21 protein-coding genes are annotated in these 20,799 nt (G+C 61.8%); 3 read left to right on the forward strand and 18 right to left on the reverse strand.

Going from position 1 to position 20,799, the window contains the following annotated elements; genetic code table 11:
* Nucleotides 1-148: 148 nt before the first annotated feature.
* The gene (gene mnmC, locus GT753_RS13305) at nt 149-2,170 is read left to right on the forward strand and encodes a bifunctional tRNA (5-methylaminomethyl-2-thiouridine)(34)-methyltransferase MnmD/FAD-dependent 5-carboxymethylaminomethyl-2-thiouridine(34) oxidoreductase MnmC (protein ID WP_160125661.1); all 2,022 of its coding nucleotides are present in this window, start codon (nt 149-151) and stop codon (nt 2,168-2,170) included.
* 40 nt (nt 2,171-2,210) lie between these two features.
* On the opposite strand, the gene GT753_RS13310 is transcribed toward mnmC, so the two are convergent.
* The 6 genes from GT753_RS13310 to prmB all read right to left on the reverse strand — a co-directional run bounded on the left by GT753_RS13310 (nt 2,211) and on the right by prmB (nt 6,889).
* The gene (locus GT753_RS13310) at nt 2,211-2,492 is read right to left on the reverse strand and encodes a YfcL family protein (RefSeq protein ID WP_004936209.1); all 282 of its coding nucleotides are present in this window, start codon (nt 2,490-2,492) and stop codon (nt 2,211-2,213) included.
* A 32-nt stretch (nt 2,493-2,524) separates the two neighbouring features.
* Nucleotides 2,525-3,082 (reverse strand): elongation factor P hydroxylase, encoded by a 558-nt coding sequence (locus tag GT753_RS13315; RefSeq protein WP_015378615.1) that lies wholly within the window; start codon nt 3,080-3,082, stop codon nt 2,525-2,527.
* Nucleotides 3,083-3,162: 80 nt separating this feature from the next.
* Nucleotides 3,163-3,969, reverse strand: coding sequence for a sulfite exporter TauE/SafE family protein (locus tag GT753_RS13320; protein ID WP_015378616.1), 807 nt, complete (start codon nt 3,967-3,969; stop codon nt 3,163-3,165).
* A gap of 3 nt (nt 3,970-3,972) precedes the next feature.
* The gene (mepA, locus tag GT753_RS13325; protein ID WP_160125662.1) at nt 3,973-4,800 is read right to left on the reverse strand and encodes a penicillin-insensitive murein endopeptidase; all 828 of its coding nucleotides are present in this window, start codon (nt 4,798-4,800) and stop codon (nt 3,973-3,975) included.
* Nucleotides 4,801-4,805: 5 nt separating this feature from the next.
* Complete coding sequence (aroC, locus tag GT753_RS13330; RefSeq protein WP_004936219.1) at nt 4,806-5,891, reverse strand: chorismate synthase; 1,086 nt, start codon at nt 5,889-5,891, stop codon at nt 4,806-4,808.
* Between the two features lie 65 nt (nt 5,892-5,956).
* Nucleotides 5,957-6,889 carry a 50S ribosomal protein L3 N(5)-glutamine methyltransferase gene (gene prmB / locus GT753_RS13335; protein WP_025160157.1) on the reverse strand — a complete coding sequence of 311 codons (933 nt, stop codon included), beginning with the start codon at nt 6,887-6,889 and terminating at the stop codon, nt 5,957-5,959.
* A gap of 170 nt (nt 6,890-7,059) precedes the next feature.
* On the opposite strand from prmB, the gene smrB reads away from it, so the two are divergent.
* A complete protein-coding gene (gene smrB / locus GT753_RS13340) occupies nt 7,060-7,590 on the forward strand; it encodes an endonuclease SmrB (protein ID WP_004936226.1) in 531 nt (176 codons plus the stop codon).
* Between the two features lie 69 nt (nt 7,591-7,659).
* Here smrB and sixA read toward each other — a convergent pair whose 3' ends face one another.
* The 4 genes from sixA to GT753_RS13360 form a co-directional block, all read right to left on the reverse strand.
* Nucleotides 7,660-8,142 (reverse strand): phosphohistidine phosphatase SixA, encoded by a 483-nt coding sequence (gene sixA, locus GT753_RS13345; protein WP_004936230.1) that lies wholly within the window; start codon nt 8,140-8,142, stop codon nt 7,660-7,662.
* 388 nt (nt 8,143-8,530) lie between these two features.
* Nucleotides 8,531-10,696, reverse strand: a complete 2,166-nt coding sequence (fadJ, locus tag GT753_RS13350) for a fatty acid oxidation complex subunit alpha FadJ (protein ID WP_160125663.1) — start codon at nt 10,694-10,696, stop codon at nt 8,531-8,533.
* Nucleotides 10,696-12,006, reverse strand: coding sequence for an acetyl-CoA C-acyltransferase FadI (gene fadI, locus GT753_RS13355; RefSeq protein WP_004936237.1), 1,311 nt, complete (start codon nt 12,004-12,006; stop codon nt 10,696-10,698). The genes fadJ and fadI overlap by 1 nt, the downstream gene beginning before the upstream one ends.
* Before the next feature lie 197 nt (nt 12,007-12,203).
* Nucleotides 12,204-12,500, reverse strand: a complete 297-nt coding sequence (locus GT753_RS13360) for a YfcZ/YiiS family protein (RefSeq protein WP_004936240.1) — start codon at nt 12,498-12,500, stop codon at nt 12,204-12,206.
* Nucleotides 12,501-12,905: 405 nt separating this feature from the next.
* On the opposite strand from GT753_RS13360, the gene fadL reads away from it, so the two are divergent.
* Nucleotides 12,906-14,228, forward strand: a complete 1,323-nt coding sequence (fadL, locus tag GT753_RS13365; RefSeq protein WP_004936243.1) for a long-chain fatty acid transporter FadL — start codon at nt 12,906-12,908, stop codon at nt 14,226-14,228.
* A 117-nt stretch (nt 14,229-14,345) separates the two neighbouring features.
* On the opposite strand, the gene mlaA is transcribed toward fadL, so the two are convergent.
* From mlaA to GT753_RS13405, 8 genes are read right to left on the reverse strand one after another with little or no spacing between them, the layout of a single operon-like run.
* Nucleotides 14,346-15,104: a phospholipid-binding lipoprotein MlaA gene (gene mlaA / locus GT753_RS13370; RefSeq protein ID WP_044030769.1), complete on the reverse strand. Its 759-nt coding sequence runs from the start codon at nt 15,102-15,104 to the stop codon at nt 14,346-14,348.
* A 28-nt stretch (nt 15,105-15,132) separates the two neighbouring features.
* Nucleotides 15,133-16,347 (reverse strand): c-type cytochrome biogenesis protein CcmI, encoded by a 1,215-nt coding sequence (gene ccmI, locus GT753_RS13375; RefSeq protein ID WP_021505591.1) that lies wholly within the window; start codon nt 16,345-16,347, stop codon nt 15,133-15,135.
* Nucleotides 16,347-16,814 carry a cytochrome c-type biogenesis protein gene (locus GT753_RS13380; protein ID WP_015378622.1) on the reverse strand — a complete coding sequence of 156 codons (468 nt, stop codon included), beginning with the start codon at nt 16,812-16,814 and terminating at the stop codon, nt 16,347-16,349. The genes ccmI and GT753_RS13380 overlap by 1 nt, the downstream gene beginning before the upstream one ends.
* Nucleotides 16,811-17,362: a DsbE family thiol:disulfide interchange protein gene (locus tag GT753_RS13385; RefSeq protein WP_015378623.1), complete on the reverse strand. Its 552-nt coding sequence runs from the start codon at nt 17,360-17,362 to the stop codon at nt 16,811-16,813. Before GT753_RS13385 ends, GT753_RS13380 begins: the two co-directional genes overlap by 4 nt.
* Nucleotides 17,359-19,329: a heme lyase CcmF/NrfE family subunit gene (locus GT753_RS13390; RefSeq protein ID WP_160125664.1), complete on the reverse strand. Its 1,971-nt coding sequence runs from the start codon at nt 19,327-19,329 to the stop codon at nt 17,359-17,361. Before GT753_RS13390 ends, GT753_RS13385 begins: the two co-directional genes overlap by 4 nt.
* On the reverse strand, nt 19,326-19,820 hold the full coding sequence (gene ccmE / locus GT753_RS13395; RefSeq protein ID WP_004936264.1) for a cytochrome c maturation protein CcmE: 495 nt from the start codon (nt 19,818-19,820) through the stop codon (nt 19,326-19,328). Before ccmE ends, GT753_RS13390 begins: the two co-directional genes overlap by 4 nt.
* Nucleotides 19,817-20,053 (reverse strand): heme exporter protein CcmD, encoded by a 237-nt coding sequence (ccmD, locus tag GT753_RS13400; RefSeq protein WP_004936267.1) that lies wholly within the window; start codon nt 20,051-20,053, stop codon nt 19,817-19,819. Before ccmD ends, ccmE begins: the two co-directional genes overlap by 4 nt.
* Nucleotides 20,050-20,787 carry a heme ABC transporter permease gene (locus tag GT753_RS13405; RefSeq protein WP_004936270.1) on the reverse strand — a complete coding sequence of 246 codons (738 nt, stop codon included), beginning with the start codon at nt 20,785-20,787 and terminating at the stop codon, nt 20,050-20,052. The genes ccmD and GT753_RS13405 overlap by 4 nt, the downstream gene beginning before the upstream one ends.
* Nucleotides 20,788-20,799 lie beyond the last annotated feature (12 nt).

The following is a 20,799-nucleotide window of genomic DNA, read 5'->3' on the forward strand; positions in this document are numbered from 1 at the left end:
CCTACGGGATTTTGCATCGCACTTTAGCGTACAGATGTAAGCCGAACAAGTCCGATCAGCGTTTTTCAGCTTTATTGTCGTCCAGTTTGCGCCGGGGCGCCAGCGCCGTTAGAATTCGCGGCATCCCTTGAATTTCGAGCCATTGACCGTGAACCACGCCCCCATCCAAACCGCAACGCTAACCTGGAACGAACAGGGTACACCTGTTTCGAAACAGTTTGATGACGTCTATTTTTCCAATCAGGATGGGCTGGAAGAAACCCGCTACGTCTTCCTGCACGGCAATCGGCTGCCGCAGCGTTTCGCCGCCCACCCGCGCTCACTGTTTGTCGTGGCGGAAACCGGGTTCGGCACCGGGCTCAATTTCCTCACGCTGTGGCAGGCCTTCGCCGGCTTCCGCCAGGCCGAGCCGGACGCGACGCTGCAGCGCCTGCACTTTATCAGCTTCGAAAAATTTCCCCTGCAGCAGGCTGACCTGGCGGCGGCGCATGCGCGCTGGCCGGAGCTGGCCCCTTACGCCGACGAACTGCGCGCCCAATGGCCGCTGCCGTTGCCGGGGTGCCATCGCCTGCTGTTGGCCGAAGGCCGCATTACGCTCGATCTGTGGTTCGGCGACGTCAACGATCTGCTGCCGCAGTTTGACGCCAGCATGAATAACCAGGTGGATGCCTGGTTCCTCGACGGCTTCGCGCCGGCAAAAAACCCCGACATGTGGACCGATCAACTGTTCGCCGCCATGGCGCGTTTCGCCCGGCCGGGAGGCAGCTTCGCCACCTTTACCGCCGCCGGCTTCGTGCGTCGCGGCTTGCAACAGGCCGGTTTTCAGGTCAACCGCTGCAAAGGCTTCGGCCAAAAGCGTGAGATGCTCGCCGGCGAACTCCCGGCCGATACGCAGCCCGCCGCACATCCGGCGCCTTGGTATCGACGCCCGGCGGCGGACAACACCGCCGACATCGCCCTGATCGGCGGCGGCGTCGCCAGCGCGCTCACTGCGCTGGCCTTGCTGCGGCGCGGCGCCACCGTCACGCTGTACTGCGCCGATGAGCAGGCGGCCGAAGGCGCATCCGGCAACCGCCAGGGCGCGATTTATCCTTTACTGAACGGCAGCGGCGACGTGTTGGAGAGTTTCTTCAGCGCCGCGTTTCCCTTCGCCCGTCGCCAGTACGACGCGCTGTTGCAACAAGGCGTCGCCTTTGATCACCAGTGGTGCGGCGTCAGCCAGTTGGCCTATGACGAAAAGAGCGGCGCCAAGATCGCCAATATGCTGAAAACCGACTGGCCGCAGGCCTTGGCGACGGCGGCCGACCGCGAGACTCTCAGCGATCGGTGCGGCGTCGATACCGGCTTTGGCGGCATCACCTACCCGCTAGGCGGCTGGCTGTGCCCGGCCGAGCTGACGCGCGGCGCTATCGCGCTGGCGCAGCGTCAGGGCTTGGTCTGCCACTACCGGCACGATGCACAGAGGCTGACGCAGGAAGAAAACGGCTGGCGCATCGATTTCGCCCACGGCGACAGCCGGCGCCATGCGACGGTGATCCTGGCCAACGGCCACCGGCTGGCCGAACTGGCGCCGACGGAAGCCCTGCCGCTGTATTCGGTACGCGGGCAGGTGTCGCATATCCCAAGTTCGCCGGCCCTCGGTCAATTGAAACAGGTCTTGTGTTACGACGGCTACCTGACGCCGGTTAATGCCAACAACGGCCAGCACTGCATCGGCGCCAGTTACCAGCGCGGCGACATCGCCACCGACTACCGCGAGCAGGAGCAACAGGAAAACCGTGAACGCCTGCTGCGCTGCCTGCCGGAACAGACCTGGCCGCAGCAGGTGGACGTCAGCGCTCAGCAGGCGCGCTGCGGCGTGCGCAGCGCCACCCGCGATCATTTGCCGATGGTCGGCGCGCTGCCGGACTATCAGGCCACGTTGACGCAGTATCAGGATTTGCAGCGGCAGAACCAGCGCGGCGAAACCGTCGCCGATGCGCCGGTCTATCCCGGCCTGTTCGCTATCGGCGGGTTAGGCTCGCGCGGCTTGTGCTCGGCGCCCCTGGCGGCGGAAATTTTGGCGGCGCAGCTGTTCGGCGAGCCGTTGCCGGGCGATGCGCGCCTGCTGGCGGCGTTGAATCCGAATCGGATGTGGGTGCGGAAATTGCTGAAAGGACGTGCGGTTTAATCAACCTTGAGGGGCGCGGCGACGCGCCCCGGCATGACGATCAGGCGGCAGGGGTTGCAGCCTGATAGAGGTTTTCCCACATGCCACGCACCAGGATCTGATCCGGCGGCGAGAGTTCCCCGGCGGCGATCGCTTTGTGCAGGCTCTCCTCCACCCGCGCTTTCAGCGCTGCGGCGGTGTGTTCGCCCTGCTCTTCCGCCTCGGCCACCGCCAGCGTCAGATGACCGCGCAGGTAGCCACCGGCAAACAGTTCATCATCGCTGGCGTGCTCTACCATGTCATCAATCAGCGCCAAAATGCGCGCTTCAAATTCTGCGATCATCAAATTTCCTCATTAAATAACGGGCTGTGGCGTCAGTTGAGATCTTCCGGATACGGAAAATGCTCGGCCGCCAACGGTGGCGTATTGTAGAACGATTGCAGCGCCTGAATAAAGCGCGCAGGCCTTGTGGGTATTCCCTGCTCCAGCAGCGCCAATACCCGGGCGCGCACCTTGCGTTGAAACGCGATGCGATCCGGCTCGCAGTCGCCGTTCAGGTTGTCGCAGCTGACGTTGAACGGGAAACCGGCCGCCACGCAGAACATCCATTCCAGTGCCTGCGGTTTTATCTCCACGGCTTCGAATTCGCTCTGGGTCTGCGCGTCGCGCCCGTCCGGGCAATACCAATAACCGAAGTCCACCAATTGGCGGCGCGCTTCACCGGCGATGCACCAGTGCGAAATTTCGTGCAGGCCGCTGGCGTAGAAACCGTGGGCGAACACGATGCGGTGATACGGCAATTCGTCGTCGGCCGGCAGGTAGATCGGTTCGTCGTCGCCCTTCACCAGGCGGGTGTTGTAGTCATCGCTGAAGCAGCGATTGAAGATCGCGATCAACTGCTCATAGTGATGACGGGTCTGCGTGTCTGACATAAAAACTCTATAACCACAAAAATAAAGAGGCCATTATACCCGATAAGACAGGGCGCGTAAGCAGCGCACCCTCTTCATCTTTAACCGTGCAAGAAGGCGGACAGCCACTGCTGAATCTCTGCGCCGTGATTGTCGTACAGCAGCTTGAGGCTCATCACCAGCGAGACGATCACGATCATCGGCCGAATCAGTTTCTGCCCGCGAGTCAGCACCATGTGCGCGCCCAAACGCGCCCCCAGCACCTGCCCCACCAGCATCACCAGACCGATGCTCCACACCACCTTGCCGCCGATGATGAACAGCGCCAGCCCGCCGACGTTGGAGGTAAAGTTCAGCACCTTGGCGTGCGCCGTGGACTTGGCGAGGTTGAAACCGCACAGCGTCACATAGGCCAGCGCGTAGAATGAGCCGGCGCCGGGGCCGAAGAAGCCGTCGTAAAACCCGACGCAGCCGCCGGCCACCAGCCCGAACGGCAAGGCGCCGAGGCGGCGTTGACGATCTTCCTCACCCAGGCGCGGCATCAGCAGGAAGTAGAGACCGATGCCGATCACCAGCAGCGGCAACATCTGCCGCAGCACATCGGCGCGCATATGCTGCACCAGAATGGCGCCGGCGATCGAGCCGATCAGCGTCAGAAAAATCGTCAGCTTCTGGTCGTTGAGGTTCACCGCTCGCCGACGAATGAAGTACAGACTGGCGGAGAAGGAGCCGCCGACCGACTGCAGCTTATTGGTCGCCAGCGCCTGCGCCGGAGGAACCCCCACTGCCAGCAAGGCCGGCACCGTCAGTAATCCGCCGCCGCCGGCGATAGAGTCGATAAACCCCGCCAGCAGCGCTACCGCAAACAACACCCCGAGCATCTCGGGGCCAATGACGAACCAGTCCATGAGTTATTCCGCTGAGAAATGGTGATCCAGCAATGCCTGACAGGTCGGCGGCAACGGCGGCGGCACGGATTTGCCCGGCTTCGCGTTCGGCTGATGCGGCACGAACCAGCTCGCCAGTTCGGCGCCGCAGCCGTCGCCCGGCGGCGGCGTATCCTGCTCCTGGCACTCCAGGCTGCCGGCCGGGCAACGCAGGTGCACGTGCATGTGCGCACGGTGGCCGAACCACGGCCGCACCTTGTGCAACCAGGCGCGATCGGCGCCGGCGTCCAGACACAGACGCTGCTTGATCGCCGGGTTGACGAAGATACGCGTCACCTCCGCATCCTGCGCCGCCAGCTTGATCAGCGACTCAATTTGCGGTTGCCATTGGTTCGCCACCACCTGCTTGCCGTCGCCCGACACCAGGTCGATCGGCTGCGGCTTGAGCAATTGCTGCGCGCTCCAGCGTTGGCGCGGCAGCTGCAGCCAGATGTCGACGTCGAGCCCAGACTGGTGGCTGGCGTGGCCGCTGCTGAAGCGCCCGCCGGCCGGCATCGCCATATCGCCGATCAGCACCGTGCCCAGCGCTTTCTGGTTCGCTTTGCTGCTGAGGCGCTGTATGAACGCCAGCAGATCCGGATGGCCGAAATAGCGGCGCTGGTCGGTACGCATCACCTGGTAGTTCGGTGAGTTCAGCGGCAACGGCTGCGCGCCGATGACGCAGCCGTTGGCGAAACCGCCCACCGCCTGCGGCGCGCCGGCCACCGGATGATCGATTTTCTGCCACGGCGTCAGCGCCATGGCGGAAGCGGAGGCCGTCAGGGCCACCAGGCCCAACATCCAGTTTTTCATGGCGATTACCAGCGCGGTACGTCGGAAACCACATCACCGTTTTGCGCGCGCTGGCGCAGCAGGTGATCCATCAACACGATCGCCATCATCGCTTCGGCGATCGGCACGGCGCGGATGCCCACGCACGGATCGTGGCGACCACGGGTGACCATTTCCACCGCTTCGCCCTGGCGATTGATGGTGCGCCCCGGCACCATAATGCTGGAGGTCGGCTTCAGCGCCAGATGCGCGATCACCGGTTGGCCGCTGCTGATGCCGCCGAGAATGCCGCCGGCATGGTTGCTCTGGAAGCCTTCCGGGGTGATTTCATCGCGGTTTTCGCTGCCGCGTTTGGTCACCACGGCGAACCCGTCGCCGATCTCCACGCCTTTCACCGCGTTGATGCTCATCAGCGCGTGCGCCAGATCGGCATCGAGGCGGTCAAACACCGGCTCACCCAGGCCAACCGGCACGTTTTCAGCAATCACGCTGACCTTGGCGCCGATGGAGTCACCCTCTTTTTTCAGCGCGCGCATCAGTTCGTCCAGCGCTTCCAGCTTGTCCGGATCCGGGCAGAAGAACGGGTTCTGTTCGACCTGATCCCAGTCTTTCAGCTCGCAGGTCACGTCGCCGATCTGCGCCAGATAGCCGCGCACCTGCACGCCGAACTTCTGCTGCAGGTATTTCTTGGCGATAGCACCCGCCGCGACGCGCATGGCGGTTTCACGCGCCGAAGAGCGGCCGCCGCCGCGATAGTCGCGCAGACCGTATTTCTGTTCGTAGGTGTAGTCGGCATGCCCTGGACGGAACACGTCTTTGATGGCGCTGTAGTCTTGCGAGCGCTGATCGGTGTTTTCAATGATCAGACCGATGCTGGTGCCGGTGGTCACGCCTTCGAATACGCCGGAGAGAATGCGCACCTGATCCGGTTCACGGCGCTGGGTGGTGTAACGCGAGGTGCCCGGACGACGGCGGTCCAGATCGTGTTGCAAATCGGCTTCGGTGAGCGGGATGCCGGGCGGCACGCCGTCGACGATACAACCCAGCGCCACCCCGTGAGATTCACCGAAGGTGGTGACGCGGAAAATCTGCCCAATACTGTTTCCTGCCATCACGGCTCCTTACCGTTAGTCTTTTATCGTTATGCGGCCCGCCATGCGGGCCTTGGAAATGCGGCTTAGCTGCGATAGAGGCTGAAGTGATCCTTGCAATCCACCAGCTGCTGCTTGGTCAGCATGAACACGCCGTCGCCGCCGTTTTCGAATTCCAGCCAAGTGAACGGGATGTCCGGATATTGTTCCATCAGATGTACCATGCTGTTGCCCACTTCACAAATCAGCACGCCGTCGTCGGTCAGATAGTCCGGCGCGCACGCCAGGATGCGGCGCACCAGCTTCAGGCCGTCGCTGCCCGCCGCCAGCCCCAGTTCCGGCTCAAAGCGGAACTCCTGTGGCAGATCCGACATGTCTTCCGCATCGACGTACGGCGGGTTGGTGACGATCAGATCGTACTGGATCGCGGGAACGTCGCGGAACAGATCGGAACGGATCGGGATCACCTGATGTTCGACGCCGTGCGCCTGAATATTGCGCTCGGTTACCGCCAGCACTTCGCTGGAGATGTCCACCGCGTCCACTTCCGCTTCCGGGAAAGCGTAGCCGCAGGCGATGGCGATGCAGCCGCTGCCGGTGCACATGTCGAGGATATGGCGCGGCGGGTGCGGGATCAGCGCGCTGAAACGATCGTTGATCAGCTCGCCGATCGGTGAACGCGGCACCAGCACGCGCTCGTCGACGTAAAATTCCATGCCGCAGAACCAGGCCTTGTTGGTCAGATAGGCGACCGGGATGCGTTCGTTGACGCGGCGGATCACGCGCTCAACGATGCGATGGCGCTCGCTGGAAGTCAGACGGGCGGTGTGCATGTCCTCCGGAATGTCCAACGGCAGGAACAGGCTTGGCAGCACCAATTGCACCGCTTCGTCCCACGGATTATCGGTTCCGTGACCATAATAGATATTGGCGGCGTTGAAGCGGCTTACCGTCCAGCGCAGCATATCTTGAATGGTGTGCAGTTCGTTCACTGCTTCGTCGACGAAAATTTTGTCCAATTTGCCCTCCGGCAGGCGCTGTGTTTCATGATTTAGCCGCATAGTTTGCCATGAAGCCCGCGACAAATCACGCTTGCCCCTCGCGCTTTTCACTCTGGCCCGAGTTTTGCGTCGACAGCGCTCATTCACAAGGTAAACTAGCGAAATAAACGATTTCCGGTGAATGAAGCATGAAGAACAAGCCCCCTCTGAGCAAAGACGAACAACAGCTCTTCAGAGAGTCGGTGGCGGGCGCGAAAAAGCTGCGCCAGGACACCATCGTCCACCGCCCGCCGAAGCCCAAGGTCAAACAGATTGCGCCGCAGCGATTGCTGCAGGAGCAGGTCGATGCCAGCTATTATTTTTCAGATGAATACCAGCCGCAGCTGGAAGAGGAAGGTCCGACGCGCTACGTGCGCCCCGGCAGCAGCCCGTATGAGCTGAAGAAGCTGCGGCGCGGCGATTATTCGCCGGAGCTGTTTCTCGATTTGCACGGCCTGACCCAGCTGCAGGCCAAGCAGGAGCTGGGGGCGCTGATCGCCGCCTGCAAACGCGAGCACGTGCACTGCGCCTGCGTGATGCACGGGCACGGCAAGCATATCCTCAAGCAGCAAACGCCGCTGTGGCTGGCGCAGCACCCCGACGTGCTGGCGTTCCACCAGGCGCCGAAGGAATGGGGTGGCAACGCCGCCATCCTGCTGCTGGTGGAGCTGGCCGAGTAACCCCCCTCAGAAACGACTCAGGGCGATGTCAGACATCGCCCTGAGTTTATTCCGCACCGCATCCGCGGTTCACACTTTGGCCATCACCTGCGATGGGCTGACCTGCCATTCAAACTTGCCGTAGCTGCCGTCCGCCGGCAGATCGACGTTGGCGATCGCCGAGGTCGCGAACATCGGCGGGCACTCGCCCGGACACAGTTCCGCCACCAGATACCCCACCAGCGGCAGGTGCGACACGATCAGCACCGAGCTCACCCCTTGCATCGCCAGCGCCTGCAGATAGCTGCCGACCTGTTCGGCGTTGCCGCCCGGCGTCAGCTCGGGCAGCACTTCTTCGCCCTCCGGCAGCGTCAAGGCTTCACGCACCGTCGCCAGCGTCTGTTCGGCCCGCAGATAGGGGCTGACCAGCACGCGTTCAATATCCACAGACTTGGTGTTCAACCAGGCCGCCATCTGACGGGACTCGTCGCGGCCGCACAGGGTAAGGGGCCTTACCGCATCGCTGGCTGCCTCGAGCGCCGCCTCTCCGTGACGCATAATCAAAACTTGCATATTGCACCGCTGTTGTTGACAAAGTAACGCTATACAGAAACGCCGTGCGTGCTGTACCGCCGAGTTTTCCAACCCAAAGCCAAAGCTTTAAAACGATAACGCGCCGTCTCTTTATGGCGGCCGGGCATTTTGCCTGAAAGTTTGCCTAAAGAAAACGCTGTTTTTTACAGCAACCCTCCCCGGGCAAACCTCGATTGCTCACAGAACAATCAATTCAACGGGTTAAATTTTAACCTTGCCGCCATGAAATTTATTGATGGCGGTCAAGCTAACTTACCGCTGCCTCAGCCTTGCTGTACAGCCTCACCGGCTGACGCTGTCGCAAGGAGTGATGGCGATCACAACGCGGCCCTGTTGCAACTATAGTGCAAATCGGGCCGCCCTGCGTTCAGCTCCCCAGCGGGTAAAAGCGCTCGCCCTGCTGCGCCATGCGCTGCAAGCGCTCGCACGGCGCGAAGTGCTCGCCGTGCTGCTGGCGCAGGTAGTCCAGCGTCTTCACCACTTTCTCGGCGCCGAGCTCGTCCATATAGCGGAACGGGCCGCCGAGGAACGGCGGGAAACCGATGCCGAACACCGCACCGATATCGCCGTCGCGCGCGCTGCGGATCACGCCTTCATCCAGGCAGCGCGCCGCTTCGTTCAGCATCATCATCACGCAGCGCTGGGCGACGGTCGCCGGCAGCATGTGCGCCTTCGGCGTGACGCCGAGCAACGTATACAATGAGGTATCCGCGCGCTTACGCCGCTGACGCTGCTGCCCTTCGCTCGGGTAGAGATAGAAGCCGCGGCCGTTCTTGCGCCCTTTGCGCCCGTCTTTCAGCACCGCATCGAACGCGGCCGGCGCGGCGAAACGCGACCCCAGCGCCTCGACCAGCACGGGAATGATTTTGGTGCCGACGTCGATGCCCACTTCATCCAGCAGGGTGATAGGGCCGACCGGGAAGCCGAAGTCCACCAGCGCTTTGTCCAGCGATTCAATGGGCTCGCCTTCCAGCAGGCAGCGCGCCGCTTCGTTGATGTACGGCGCCAGGATGCGGTTGACATAAAAACCGGCGCTGTCGCCCACCACGATGGCGGTCTTGCCCTGCTTGTGCGCCAGCGCTACGGTGGTGGCGATGGTTTGTTCGCTGGTGCCGGCGTGCGGGATCACTTCCACCAGCGGCATTTTATCCACCGGGCTGAAGTAGTGCAGACCGATCACCTGCTGCGGCCGCTGGGCCTGTTCGGCGATGTGGCCGATAGGCAGCGAAGAGGTGTTGGAGGCGAACACGGTATGCGGCGCGCAGTTCGCTTCGACCTCGGCCACCATTTTCTGCTTCAGCGCCAGATCCTCAAACACCGCCTCGACCACGATATCCACCTGCGCGAAGCCGGTGTAATCGGTGGAGCCGGAGATCAACATCATCTGCTTTTGCCGCTCCGCCGGGCGCATGCGCTTGCTGCGTACCCGTTTGCCGAGCACGTCCCAGCTGTATTTCAGCGCATGATTGATGCCGGTTTCATTGATGTCTTTGATGCGCACCGGCAAACCGCCGCGCGTGGCGGTGACACAGGCGATGCCGCCGCCCATCAGGCCGCCGCCGAGAATGCCGACGCGATGCAGGGCATGCGGCTGAGCATTGCCGCCCCGCTCTTTTTTCAGCGCGGTGGAGGCGAAGAACAGGCTGCGCAACGCCGCCGACTGCGGCGTCATCGCCAGCTCGCCAAAGGCGCGCGCTTCGGCCTCATAGCCGCTGGCGCTGCCGTGATCCAGCCCGGTGCGCACCACCTGAATAATGCGCTCCGCCGCCGGGTAGTTGCCGTGGGTTTTCGCCAACGTTTTCTTGCGCACGATGCTGAACAGCAGATTTCTGCCCAGCGGGCCGTTGAGCAGGCGATCCTGCCACGGCAGCTCGCGCTGATGTTTCCAGCCCTGTTTCACCCGCTCGATGGCGGTCTGCAACAGGATCGATTGCGGCACGGCGTCGTCCACCAGCCCCATGCGCAGCGCCTGGCGGGCGCGAATGTGCTTGCCGGTCAGGATCATGTCCAGCGCCTTGGCGGCGCCTATCAGGCGCGGCAGGCGCTGAGTGCCGCCAGAGCCCGGCAGCAGGCCCAGCTGCACTTCCGGCAGACCGAGCGCGGTTTTGTCATCCAGCGAACAGACGCGGCCGTGGCAGGCCAGCGCCAATTCCAGCCCGCCGCCCAGGCAGGCGCCGTGGATGGCCGCTACCACCGGCACCGGGAAAGCGGCGATCTGCGCCAGCGTGCTCTGCCCTTTCTTGGCCAGCGTTTCCGCCTCTTTGGCGCTGGTGCAGGCGGCGATCATGGTGATGTCGGCGCCGGCGATAAACGAGTCCGGCTTGCCGGAAACGATCACCAGCCCTTCCAGTGCAGTGTGCTGCTGCGCCCGGATCAGCACGTCGTTCACCTGTTCGACGAACTCGGCCTTGAGCGTATTGACCTTGTCGCCCGGCACGTCGATGGTGATCACCCCGATGTTGTCGGGGCGGATCGTCAGTTGAAAGGCCGACGGTTTGGCGCGCTGTTCATGCAATGCGTTTTCGAAACTCATTATTCCACCTCCACGATCATCGCGGCCCCTAACCCGCCGGCGGCGCAGGCGGTGGTCAGGCCCAGCCCGCCGCCGCGGCGTTTCAGCTCACGCAGCGTCTGGGTGATCATGCGCGCGCCGGTGGCGGCGAACGGGTGGCCATAGGCGATGGAACCGCCCAGGACGTTGAATTTGTCCATGTCCACCTCGCCGATCGCCTGGCTGCGGCCAAGCTTCTCACGGGCGAACGCTTCGCTGGCGAACATCTTCAGGTTAGCCAGCGTTTGCGCGGCGAAAGCTTCATGCATATCGATGAGCGTCAGATCGGCCAGACCGATGCCGGCGCGATCCAGCGCCAGCGGCGTGGCGTAGGAAGGCCCCAGCAGCATGTCTTCCCACACGTCGATGGCGGCGAAAGCGAAACTGCGCAGATAGCCGAGCGGCTGCAGGCCCAGCTCTTTGGCGCGCGATTCGCTCATCATCAGTACCGCCGCCGCGCCGTCGGTCAACGGCGTGCTGTTGGCCGCAGTGACGCTGCCGTGTTTGCGATCGAACGCCGGTTTCAGCTTGGCGTAGGACGCCAGGCTGGAGTCTTTACGGATGTTGTTGTCTTCGGAAAGCTGCGCGCGGTATGGCGGCACGTAGGCGGTCATCACCTCATCGCGCAGCCACCCCTCCCGCCAGGCCTTGGCCGCCAGCTCGTGGGAACGGTGCGCCAGCGCATCTTGCGCTTCACGGGTGATGCCGTGGCTTTTCGCCATCTGTTCGGCGGTATCGCCCATGCGCAGGCCGGTGGAATACTCCGCCACCGCCGGCGGCACCGGCATCAGATCGCGGAATTTCAGCCGGCTGAACAATTTGAGGCGCTGCGACAGCGTGCGCGCCTTGTTGACGTCCACCAACGTGCGCGCCAACGCCTTGCTGACGCCGATCGGCAAGACGGAAGAAGAGTCCGCCCCGCCGGCGATGCCGACGCTGATGCTGCCGGCCATGATGCTCTCCGCCACGTTGGCGATCGCCTGGAAGCTGGTGGCGCAGGCGCGCGACACGCTGTAGGCGTCGGTATGGACGCTCATGCCGGTGCCCAGCACGATTTCACGCGCGATGTTCGGCGCCTCGGGCATTTGCACCACCTGGCCGAACACCAACTGCTCGATAAGCTGCGGATCGATACCGCTGCGCGCCAACAGCTCGCTCACCGCCGTTTTCCCTAAATCCACCGCCGGAATGCCGTGATAGGCGGTCGCCTGTTTGGCAAAGGGGGTACGCAGTCCATTCACAATCGCAATGCGGTCACCATGACGGGTCACCAACGGCAGTGCCTTACTCATAAATGCTCCTGAAGAAAATAACGTCAGCGCAATGGGCAGAAAGAGGTCTGACCTGATGAGGTCATTGTTAACCAAACGGTTACATTTGGCAAACCGGCAGAGATCAAAACTGCGAGCAGGCGCACTTTCTATCGGGAGGGGGTACGGGAAAGGAAATCCCCGGCGCACAACAGGCGGCGCCGGGGGTAAAGTCGGGATTAACGCAGGCCGAGCTGGAAGATCAGAGTTTCCGCCTGGCAGGCGAAGGTGAAATCGGCCTCCAATTGCACGCCGCCGTCAACCGGTTTAATGCTACTGCTGATGTCACAAGGGTCGGATTCGACCGCGCGCGCCTTTTCGCTCAGGGCCGCCAACATCGCCTCCGCATCGTGTTGATTACTGAACACCTGGCTGTAGGATGCGGTGCAATCGGTGTTATCCATCACGGTGCCGACATCCACGCAGCAACACGCGGCGGTTTCCTGGGCGCTGCATTTATTAATTGCATCTGACATGATTGGTTCTCCTCAAGGGCCTCGGTTATCAGCCCAAATTGCCGTTTCACTCACCGGCACAAAGCCACAAAATTCTGCAGGTATTTTACGCTTCCGCGCCGGCAATCACTAGCACTTACTTTTACTGGGTGTTTTAAGTGATGGAAATCACAAATAAAAATGAGCGACTGCTAAGGAATGGTAAGAATTTTGTTATTTACCGCTGGCTTTTTGTTAAGCAGATCTCTTTTTTGATATCAGGTTGGAAATATTTCAAAAACAAACTTGCAACATTTTCACAGGTCAGACCTATACTTCAGCCACTGGTCTGATTTGTCTGAACGATAACGGACCCTACAATCCCGCGCTCCTTGTTACTTCGTGTAACAATAGTTTAAATAATAAACACATAATGAGGTTTTGGTCATGAGCCAGAAAAACCTATTGACTAAATCAGCTCTCGCAGCTGCAGTGGCAATTATTTCTTCAAACGTGTCTGCCGCAGGATTCCAGCTGAATGAGTTCTCATCAGCTGGTTTAGGACGTTCGTATTCTGGCGAAGGCGCCATGGCGGATACGGCGGCTTCCGCAAGCCGCAACCCGGCGTTGTTGATGATGTATACCCGCCCGGAACTTTCTTTCGGCGCAGTCTTCATCGATCCGGACGTCGATATCAGTGGCCGGTCCCCTTCCGGCGCCAGCCTGGATGCGAAAAACATCGCGCCGACAGCCTGGGTGCCGAACCTGCATTATGTTCACCCGATTAACGATCAATTCGCTGTAGGCGGCTCAGTCACCAGCAACTTCGGTTTGGCGACCGAATACAACGACGGTTACGCGGCGGGCTCCATGGGCGGCAAAACCGACCTGGAAACCTTGAACCTTAACCTGAGCGGCGCTTATCGCCTGAACAAGAACTTCAGCTTCGGTCTGGGCTTTGACGCCGTTTATGCCAAGGCCAAACTCGAGCGCTATGCCGGCGATCTGCCAAAACTGATCGCCGGATCGGGCAAGTTACCGCCACAGTTGGCCGGCCCGGTTTCGCAGATCCCGGCAGATACCCAGATTTCGCACCTGAAAGGCGACGAATGGGGCTTCGGCTGGAACGCCGGTATTCTGTACGAAGTGGATGAAAACAACCGTTACGGCTTCACCTATCGCTCAGAAGTGAAAATCGACTTTGACGGCGATTACAAAAGCAGCCTGCCTTCAGCCTTCAACCCGTTGCTGGCCTCTCAAGGTCTGCCGTGGGGCACCAACGGCACCACCATTCCGGGTTCTCTGAGCCTGCACCTGCCGGAAATGTGGGAACTGTCCGGCTACAACAAAGTGGCGCCGCAGTGGGCTATCCACTACAGCCTGGCCTACACCAGCTGGAGCCAGTTCCAGGAGCTGAAAGCCACCGGCAACAACGGCCAGACCCTGTTCCAGAAGCATGAAGGCTTCAAAGACGCTTACCGTATCGCGCTGGGCACCACCTACTTCTACGACGATAACTGGACCTTCCGTACCGGTATCGCCTTCGATGACAGCCCGGTGCCTGCCCAAAACCGTTCGATCTCCATTCCGGATCAGGACCGTTTCTGGCTGAGTGCCGGTACCACCTATGCGTTCAACAAAGACGCCTCGGTTGACGTCGGCGTGTCCTACATGCACGGCCAGAAAGTCACCATCAATGAAGGTCCTTACACCTTCACCTCCGAAGGCAAGGCCTGGCTGTACGGCGCCAACTTCAACTACCGCTTCTAATCTCGCCTGAGATGGATGCCAAAGCGCCCCGCGGGGCGCTTTTTCTTTGCCTGTCGCTCGCCGCGGGCGTAAAAAAACCCGCCAGACGGCGGGTTTTCATTGGCATAAGGCCGGCGGTTACTGCGAGTCGATCTCGTCCAGATCGCCCTGAATCGCCTTGGCGTTCGGGTTCTCTTCCGGCTTGAGCGAACCGCCGTTGGCGATGAAGTCGTGGCGCTGGAAGTAAGCTTCGCGCACCATGACATAAGGATCGGAGGAGTTGCGCAGCAGGCCGTCGGAATCCAGCAGTTGAGCGCGGGTTTCGATACCCTCGACCACCCATTTGCCCGCCGACATCCAGAAGGTCAGGTAACTCAGCATCGGATACAGCGTATCCGCAAAATCGCCGCCTTCGTCACGCAGCGTGAAGCTGCCGTAGCCCGGCAGCATCACGTACGGGCCGTAACCCACATCGTAATGGCCCAGCGTGCTGCCGAAGCGGTTCGGCTCTTCGCGCGCCAGTTTCGGGTTGGCCATGCCGGCCACGTCGATCAGGCCGCCCATCCCGAGCAGGGTGTTCAGGAAGAAACGGTTGAAGTGGATCATCCCGCGGTAGGGATCGCCCTTGAGGAAGGCGTTGACCATGCTGGCCGGCTCTTCCAGGTTGGAGGTGAAGTTGCTGATGCCGTTACGCGCCGGCATCGGCACGTAGTCACGCCAGGCCACCGCGACCGGACGCAGGATATAAGGATCCAGGACGTTGTAGTTGAAGTCGAACATCGTCCGGTTAAATCCTTCCAGCGGATCGGAACGCCCTTGCGGATCGTTGTCTGGCGCGCTGGCACAGCCCACCAGTAATACCGTTGCGAATGCCACCCCAGTCAGGCGAAAGTTCATATTTTTCTCCATAAAAACACGTTCGGTCTTATTTTTCAGGGACCTGCTTGTTTATCTGAACGCTAACCTGCTCTTTACCGCTGAATGTCTGCAGCGAGCTTTCGCCGAACCAGTCCCCCGGCTGCGGCGTGGCCAATCCGTCCTGTGAGAGGCGCACACGCACCTGCACCTGATGCTGCGCCGAGAGCAGACGCTCGGGCATCATGGCGTTGCTGTCATCCAGTGAGAAAGACAGCGGAAAACGGCTCAGCGGCAATTGTTTTACCGCGACCGGCACCGGGCTGACGCCGTCGGTGACCGAAATGACCAGCGTCCCCTGCGGCGGCATGGCTTTCGCCGCCTGCGGTGACAGCGCAACGGTCACATTCAGTTTAACATTTTCTCCGCCTGCCTGGGCTTTTGCTTGTGCAATACTGCGCTTTATCACTTCCGCGCGCGGATCGTTGGCCGGCAGCAGCTGCAGCATCACCTGCCAGGCGCCGATCGCCTGCTTGAAATCGCCCTGTTCGAAGGCATTGAACGCCAGCAGGCTCAGCACCCGCGGATCGCCGTGGTTTTCCGCGATCATGCGCCGCAACAGCTGCGCCGCCTGCTTGTTATCCTCCGGATCGTTGGAGCGCGTCAAGACCTCGGCATAGCCGAGCCGCACTTCCAGACTATTCGGATCCAATTGATAAGCATGAGCAAACGCCTGCGTAGCGGTGGTGGCATTATTCAGCGCCATGCCGACGCGCCCCAGCATCATCCAGTCACTGATGTTGCGATCGTCCTGTTGCAGCGCGGTGCGCAGCCCCAGCCCGAGGCGAGCAATCTCTTCCATGCTCAGCGGTTTGGCGCGCTCATTGGCAACGCGCTCGCGCAATTCCGGCATTTGCGCCTGCACCAGACGCCAGTCCAGCACCTGCGCCAGCCCGCCGGTTTTCAGATAAAAGCCAACGGTCACCGCCAGCAGTAACAGCACGCCCGGCACCAGCGCCCAGCGGTTGATCGGCTTCGCCTGCGCCATCTGCTCGGCCGGGATGTCGTTCAACAGGTTCTGTTGCAGCTCTTTGACCAGTTCCGGGCGCTCGGCCACCACGCCCTGCTGCTCATCCTGCTCCAACTCGCTGAGGCGATCCTGATAAAACGCCTTGTTCAGCGCATCGCGCGTGGCGGCGCTCTGCTTGCCGAGGCGCATCGCCGGCACCACCAGCAACGCGGCAGCGCCGGCCAGCAACACGCAAATAATCAGCCAAAAAGCCATTAGGGTTTCTTCCTGTCAGTCTCTTGCAACAGCGCAGCCAGGCGCTGCCGTTCCCGTTCGGAGAATGCATCGTCCACCGCCGCGTCGGGCTTGCGACGGGTGCGCAGGATCACCACTGCCCCGCCGATCAATACGAACAGCAGCGGGCCGATCCACAAGATCAGCGTCGCCGGCGTTACCGGCGGCTCGTAGGTGACGAAGTTGCCATAACGCGCCACCATGTAATCGATGATCTGCTGCTTGCTTTGCCCCTGCATCATCAGCTCGTACACCTTGGTGCGCATGTCGGCGGCGATAATGGCGTTGGAATCGGCAATGCTGTTGTTTTGGCATTTCGGGCAGCGCAGCTGTTCGGTCAACTCGCGATACTGCTGCTCCTGCTCGACGGAGTTGAAGCGATAGGTATCGATCGCCGCGGCGGCGCTCCAGCTCAGCAGCGCGGCGCACAGCAGAACAATCAGCCTCATGCCTCACCCCCGTACTTTTTATACAGCGGCAGCACTTCCTGCTGCCAGACGCGCTCATTCATGTCGCCGGCGTGGCGATAGCGAATAATCCCCTGGCCGTCGATAAGGAAGGTCTCAGGCGCGCCGTACACCCCGAGATCCAACCCCAGCATGCCGTCGCCGTCGTACAGACTGAGGGCGTAGGGATTGCCGAGAGAGTTGAGCCAGGTCACCGCCTTGGCGCGATCGTCTTTGTAGTTCAGGCCGACCACCCGTACGCCGCGCGCCGCCAGCGTATTGAGATACTGATGTTCCGCGCGGCAGGTTGGGCACCAGGTGGCCCAGACGTTGAGCAAGATCGGCTTGCCGTCGCGCAGCACCGCCTGATCGTAGGTTTTGCCCGGCTGATCCAACGATTCCAGCCTGAAGGTCGGCACCGGCTTACCGATCAGCGCCGACTCCAGCATGGTCGGATCTTCGCCGCCCGCGTTGCGCGTGAGCTGCACCATCAGGGCCGCCACCAGCAGCAGGAAGAGCACCAACGGGATAAACAGCAGCTTACGCTTCATGATTGCGCCTCCAGTTTGCCTTCACGCTTGAGCTTTTTGCTCATGCGATAACGCGGGTCGAGAATGCACAGCAGGCCGCCGATCGCCATAAAGACACCGCCGAACCAGATCCAGCGCACGAAGGGTTTGTAATACAGGCGCACCGCCCAGGAACCGTCTTCCAGCTCCTCGCCCAGCGCCGCGTACAGATCGCGGCTGAACCCGCCGTCGATCGCCGCCTCGGTCATCATGCTGCGCGCCACGCTGTAGTAACGTTTCTCCGCGTGCAGCGTCGCCTCCGGCTTGCCGTTGCGCGTGACGTCGATGATGCCGACGCCGCCGCTGTAGTTCGGGCCGCGAATGTCATGCACGTCGCGGAACACGAAGTGATAGTTGTGGATATCCACGCTGTCGCCGGCCTTCATCCGCACGTCGCGCTCCACGCTGTAATTCTGGCTGAAGGCGATGCCGATTACCGTCACCGCCACGCCGAGGTGGCCGAGCACCATGCCCCAGTGGCTGCGAGACAGCTGCCGCAGACCGCGCCAGAAACCGTGGCGGTGGGTGGCGCGCTCATGCAGCTCCATCAGCGTCAGAATGATCACCCACAGCGCCATAATCAGGCCCACCACCGTCATGCCGGCGATGCTGTCCTGCAGCAACCACGGCAGCAGAATCGACAGCACCAGCGTCGCCAGCAGCGCCACGCCGAGGCGGCGCCACAGTTTGCCCGGCTCATCGCGGCGCCAGCGCACCAGCGGCCCGATGCCCAACAGCAGCGCCAGCGGCGCCATCAGCCAGGTGAACATGGTGTTGAAGAACGGCTCGCCGATCGAGATGCTGCCCAACCCCAGCTGTTTGTGCACCAGCGGCAGCAGCGTGCCCAACAGCACCACCAGCATGGCGGCGATCAGCAGCACGTTGTTGCCCAGCAGGAAGGTCTCGCGCGAGAAGGTCTCGTGCTGCACCCGGCTGCGCACCTGGCCGCCCTTGACCGCGTACAGCAGCAGCGAACCGCCGATGACGATCATCAGATAGGCGAGAATAAACATGCCGCGCGCCGGGTCGGAGGCGAAGGAGTGCACCGAGACCAGCACGCCGGAGCGCACCAGGAAGGTGCCCAGCAGGCACAGCGAGAAGGCGGTGATCGCCAGCAACACCGTCCAGGCTTTGAACGTGCCGCGTTTCTCGGTCACCGCCAACGAATGCATCAGCGCGGTGCCGGCCAACCACGGCATAAAGGAGGCGTTCTCCACCGGATCCCAGAACCACCAACCGCCCCAACCCAGCTCATAGTAGGCCCAGGCCGATCCCAGCACGATGCCCAGCGTGAGGAACACCCAGGCGGCGGTGGTCCACGGGCGCGACCAGCGCGCCCAGGCGGTGTCGAGCCGGCCGGCCATCAGCGAGGCGATGGCGAATGCGAAAGCGACCGAGAAGCCGACATAGCCCATATACAGCAGCGGCGGGTGGAAGATCAGGCCGATATCCTGCAGCAGCGGGTTGAGATCGCTGCCGTCGATCGGGAAGTTCGGCAGCGTGCGGGTGAACGGGTTGGAGGTCATGATGATGAACAGCAGGAAGCCGGCGGTGATCATGCCCATCACCGACAACACCCGCGCCACCGCGTCCTGTGGCATCGCCCGGCTGCACAACGCCACCGCCAGCGACCAGCAGCTCAGCAGCAGCACCCACAGCAGCAGCGAACCTTCGTGCGCCCCCCAGGTGGCGGCGATGCGGTAATACACCGGCAGTTGGGTATTGGAGTTGGTGGCCACGTAGGCGACGGTAAAATCGTTGACCACGAAAGCATGCACCAGGCACAGGAACGCCAGCGCAATCGCCGCGAACATGCCATAGGTCAGCGGCCGAGCCACCGCCATCATGCGGCTGTCCTGGCGCGCCGCGCCCCACTGCGGGTAAATGCTCAGCAGCAGCGCGATCGCCAGCGCCAGGCACAGCAGAAAACTGCCCAGTTCCGGCATCATGACTTGGCGCCCTCCGCCTGCGGCGCGTTATACGCTTCCGCCGGCCCTTTGTGATTCTCTTTCATCGCGTCGGCCACTTCCGGCGGCGTGTATTTCTCGTCGTGTTTGGCCAGCACTTCGCGCGCATTGACCACGTTGCCCTCGCCCAGCACCCCTTGCGCCACCACGCCCTGCCCTTCACGGAACAGATCCGGCAGAATGCCGGTGTAGGTTACGCCGATCGCGCCACGCGCGTCGTAAATCTTGAAGCTGACCTGCAGCGTATTGGGATCGCGTTTCACCGAGCCGGGCATCACCATGCCGCCGATGCGCAGCCGCTGGCCGACTTCGGGCTTCTCATGGTTTTCGCCCTTACCCTGCAGGATTTCCCCCGGGGTATAGAACAGATCGATGTTGGAGCGCAGCGCGTACAGCATCAGGGTTGCGGTCAGCGCGATGCCGATCAGCACAACGATCGCCAGATAAAGGCGGCTTTTACGACGTGGATTCACAATGATTTCTCCCGCGGTGCGGCGGATTTTTGTTTTGACTGTTGCGCATGGCGAATGCGCCGTTCGCGCGCCTGACGGCGACCGATCTCGGCGAGCAACTGCCGCCGCTGCCAGACGGTGTGCGCCACCAGCCCCAACAGCGAAATCAGCGTGGCGGCGACCGCCAGCCAGACATAAAAGGCATAACCGCCCATGGCGAAAAACGCCGACCAGGAATCAAATGCGGCATTCATGACTGACGCTCCTTATTCACCAGCCCGGCGACCCACGGGCGCTGGCGCTCCTGGAACAGGATCAGATTGCGCAGGCGCATCAGCGTCAGCGTGACAAACAACAGCAGATAGCCGAGGATCGCCCAGCGCAGCGGGGTGCGCATGCTTGGCGCGATGGATTGCTGCATATTGGTCGAACCCTGATGCAACGTATTCCACCATTCGACGGAGAAATGGATGATCGGGATATTCACCACGCCCACCAGCACCAGAATGCCGGCGGCGCGGCCCGCCAGGCGGCGGTCTTCGAAGGCGTTATACAGCGCGATGACGCCCATATAGAGGAACAGCAGCACCAGCTCGGAAGTCAGACGCGCGTCCCACACCCACCAGGTACCCCACATCGGCTTACCCCAGGCGGAGCCGGTCACCAGCGCGATAAAGGTGAACACCGCGCCGATCGGCGCCATCGCCGCCACCACGGTATCGGACATTTTCATCTGCCACACCAGGCCGATAAACGCCGCCACCGCCATCGAGGCGTAGATGCCCATCGACCACATGGCCGCCGGCACGTGAATATAAATGATGCGGAAGCTGTCGCCCTGCTGATAATCCTTCGGCGCGAAGCCAAAGCCCCATGCCCAGCCAAGCAGCAGGCAGGCCGCCGCCGCCAGCCCCAGCCAGGGGATAAAGCGGCCGCAGACGTGATACAGCCGTTCAGGCCGCGCCAGTTGATGTAACCATTTCCACATTGTCGTCAGTGC

Origin of the sequence: Serratia sp. Z4 (assembly GCF_009900725.1) — a bacterium.
In the GTDB taxonomy this organism is placed as follows: domain Bacteria; phylum Pseudomonadota; class Gammaproteobacteria; order Enterobacterales; family Enterobacteriaceae; genus Serratia; species Serratia nematodiphila.

Bases quoted from the DNA above. Each gene is read 5' to 3' on its own strand.
- GT753_RS13310 (WP_004936209.1), bottom strand. From the start codon at position 2,492: ATGATCGCAGAATTTGAAGCGCGCATTTTGGCGCTGATTGATGACATG.
- GT753_RS13315 (WP_015378615.1), bottom strand. From the start codon at position 3,082: ATGTCAGACACGCAGACCCGTCATCACTATGAGCAGTTGATCGCGATC.
- GT753_RS13320 (WP_015378616.1), bottom strand. From the start codon at position 3,969: ATGGACTGGTTCGTCATTGGCCCCGAGATGCTCGGGGTGTTGTTTGCG.
- mepA (WP_160125662.1), bottom strand. From the start codon at position 4,800: ATGAAAAACTGGATGTTGGGCCTGGTGGCCCTGACGGCCTCCGCTTCC.
- aroC (WP_004936219.1), bottom strand. From the start codon at position 5,891: ATGGCAGGAAACAGTATTGGGCAGATTTTCCGCGTCACCACCTTCGGT.
- smrB (WP_004936226.1), top strand. From the start codon at position 7,060: ATGAAGAACAAGCCCCCTCTGAGCAAAGACGAACAACAGCTCTTCAGA.
- sixA (WP_004936230.1), bottom strand. From the start codon at position 8,142: ATGCAAGTTTTGATTATGCGTCACGGAGAGGCGGCGCTCGAGGCAGCC.
- fadJ (WP_160125663.1), bottom strand. From the start codon at position 10,696: ATGAGTTTCGAAAACGCATTGCATGAACAGCGCGCCAAACCGTCGGCC.
- fadI (WP_004936237.1), bottom strand. From the start codon at position 12,006: ATGAGTAAGGCACTGCCGTTGGTGACCCGTCATGGTGACCGCATTGCG.
- GT753_RS13360 (WP_004936240.1), bottom strand. From the start codon at position 12,500: ATGTCAGATGCAATTAATAAATGCAGCGCCCAGGAAACCGCCGCGTGT.
- fadL (WP_004936243.1), top strand. From the start codon at position 12,906: ATGAGCCAGAAAAACCTATTGACTAAATCAGCTCTCGCAGCTGCAGTG.
- mlaA (WP_044030769.1), bottom strand. From the start codon at position 15,104: ATGAACTTTCGCCTGACTGGGGTGGCATTCGCAACGGTATTACTGGTG.
- ccmI (WP_021505591.1), bottom strand. From the start codon at position 16,347: ATGGCTTTTTGGCTGATTATTTGCGTGTTGCTGGCCGGCGCTGCCGCG.
- GT753_RS13380 (WP_015378622.1), bottom strand. From the start codon at position 16,814: ATGAGGCTGATTGTTCTGCTGTGCGCCGCGCTGCTGAGCTGGAGCGCC.
- GT753_RS13385 (WP_015378623.1), bottom strand. From the start codon at position 17,362: ATGAAGCGTAAGCTGCTGTTTATCCCGTTGGTGCTCTTCCTGCTGCTG.
- GT753_RS13390 (WP_160125664.1), bottom strand. From the start codon at position 19,329: ATGATGCCGGAACTGGGCAGTTTTCTGCTGTGCCTGGCGCTGGCGATC.
- ccmD (WP_004936267.1), bottom strand. From the start codon at position 20,053: ATGAATGCCGCATTTGATTCCTGGTCGGCGTTTTTCGCCATGGGCGGT.
- GT753_RS13405 (WP_004936270.1), bottom strand. From the start codon at position 20,787: ATGTGGAAATGGTTACATCAACTGGCGCGGCCTGAACGGCTGTATCAC.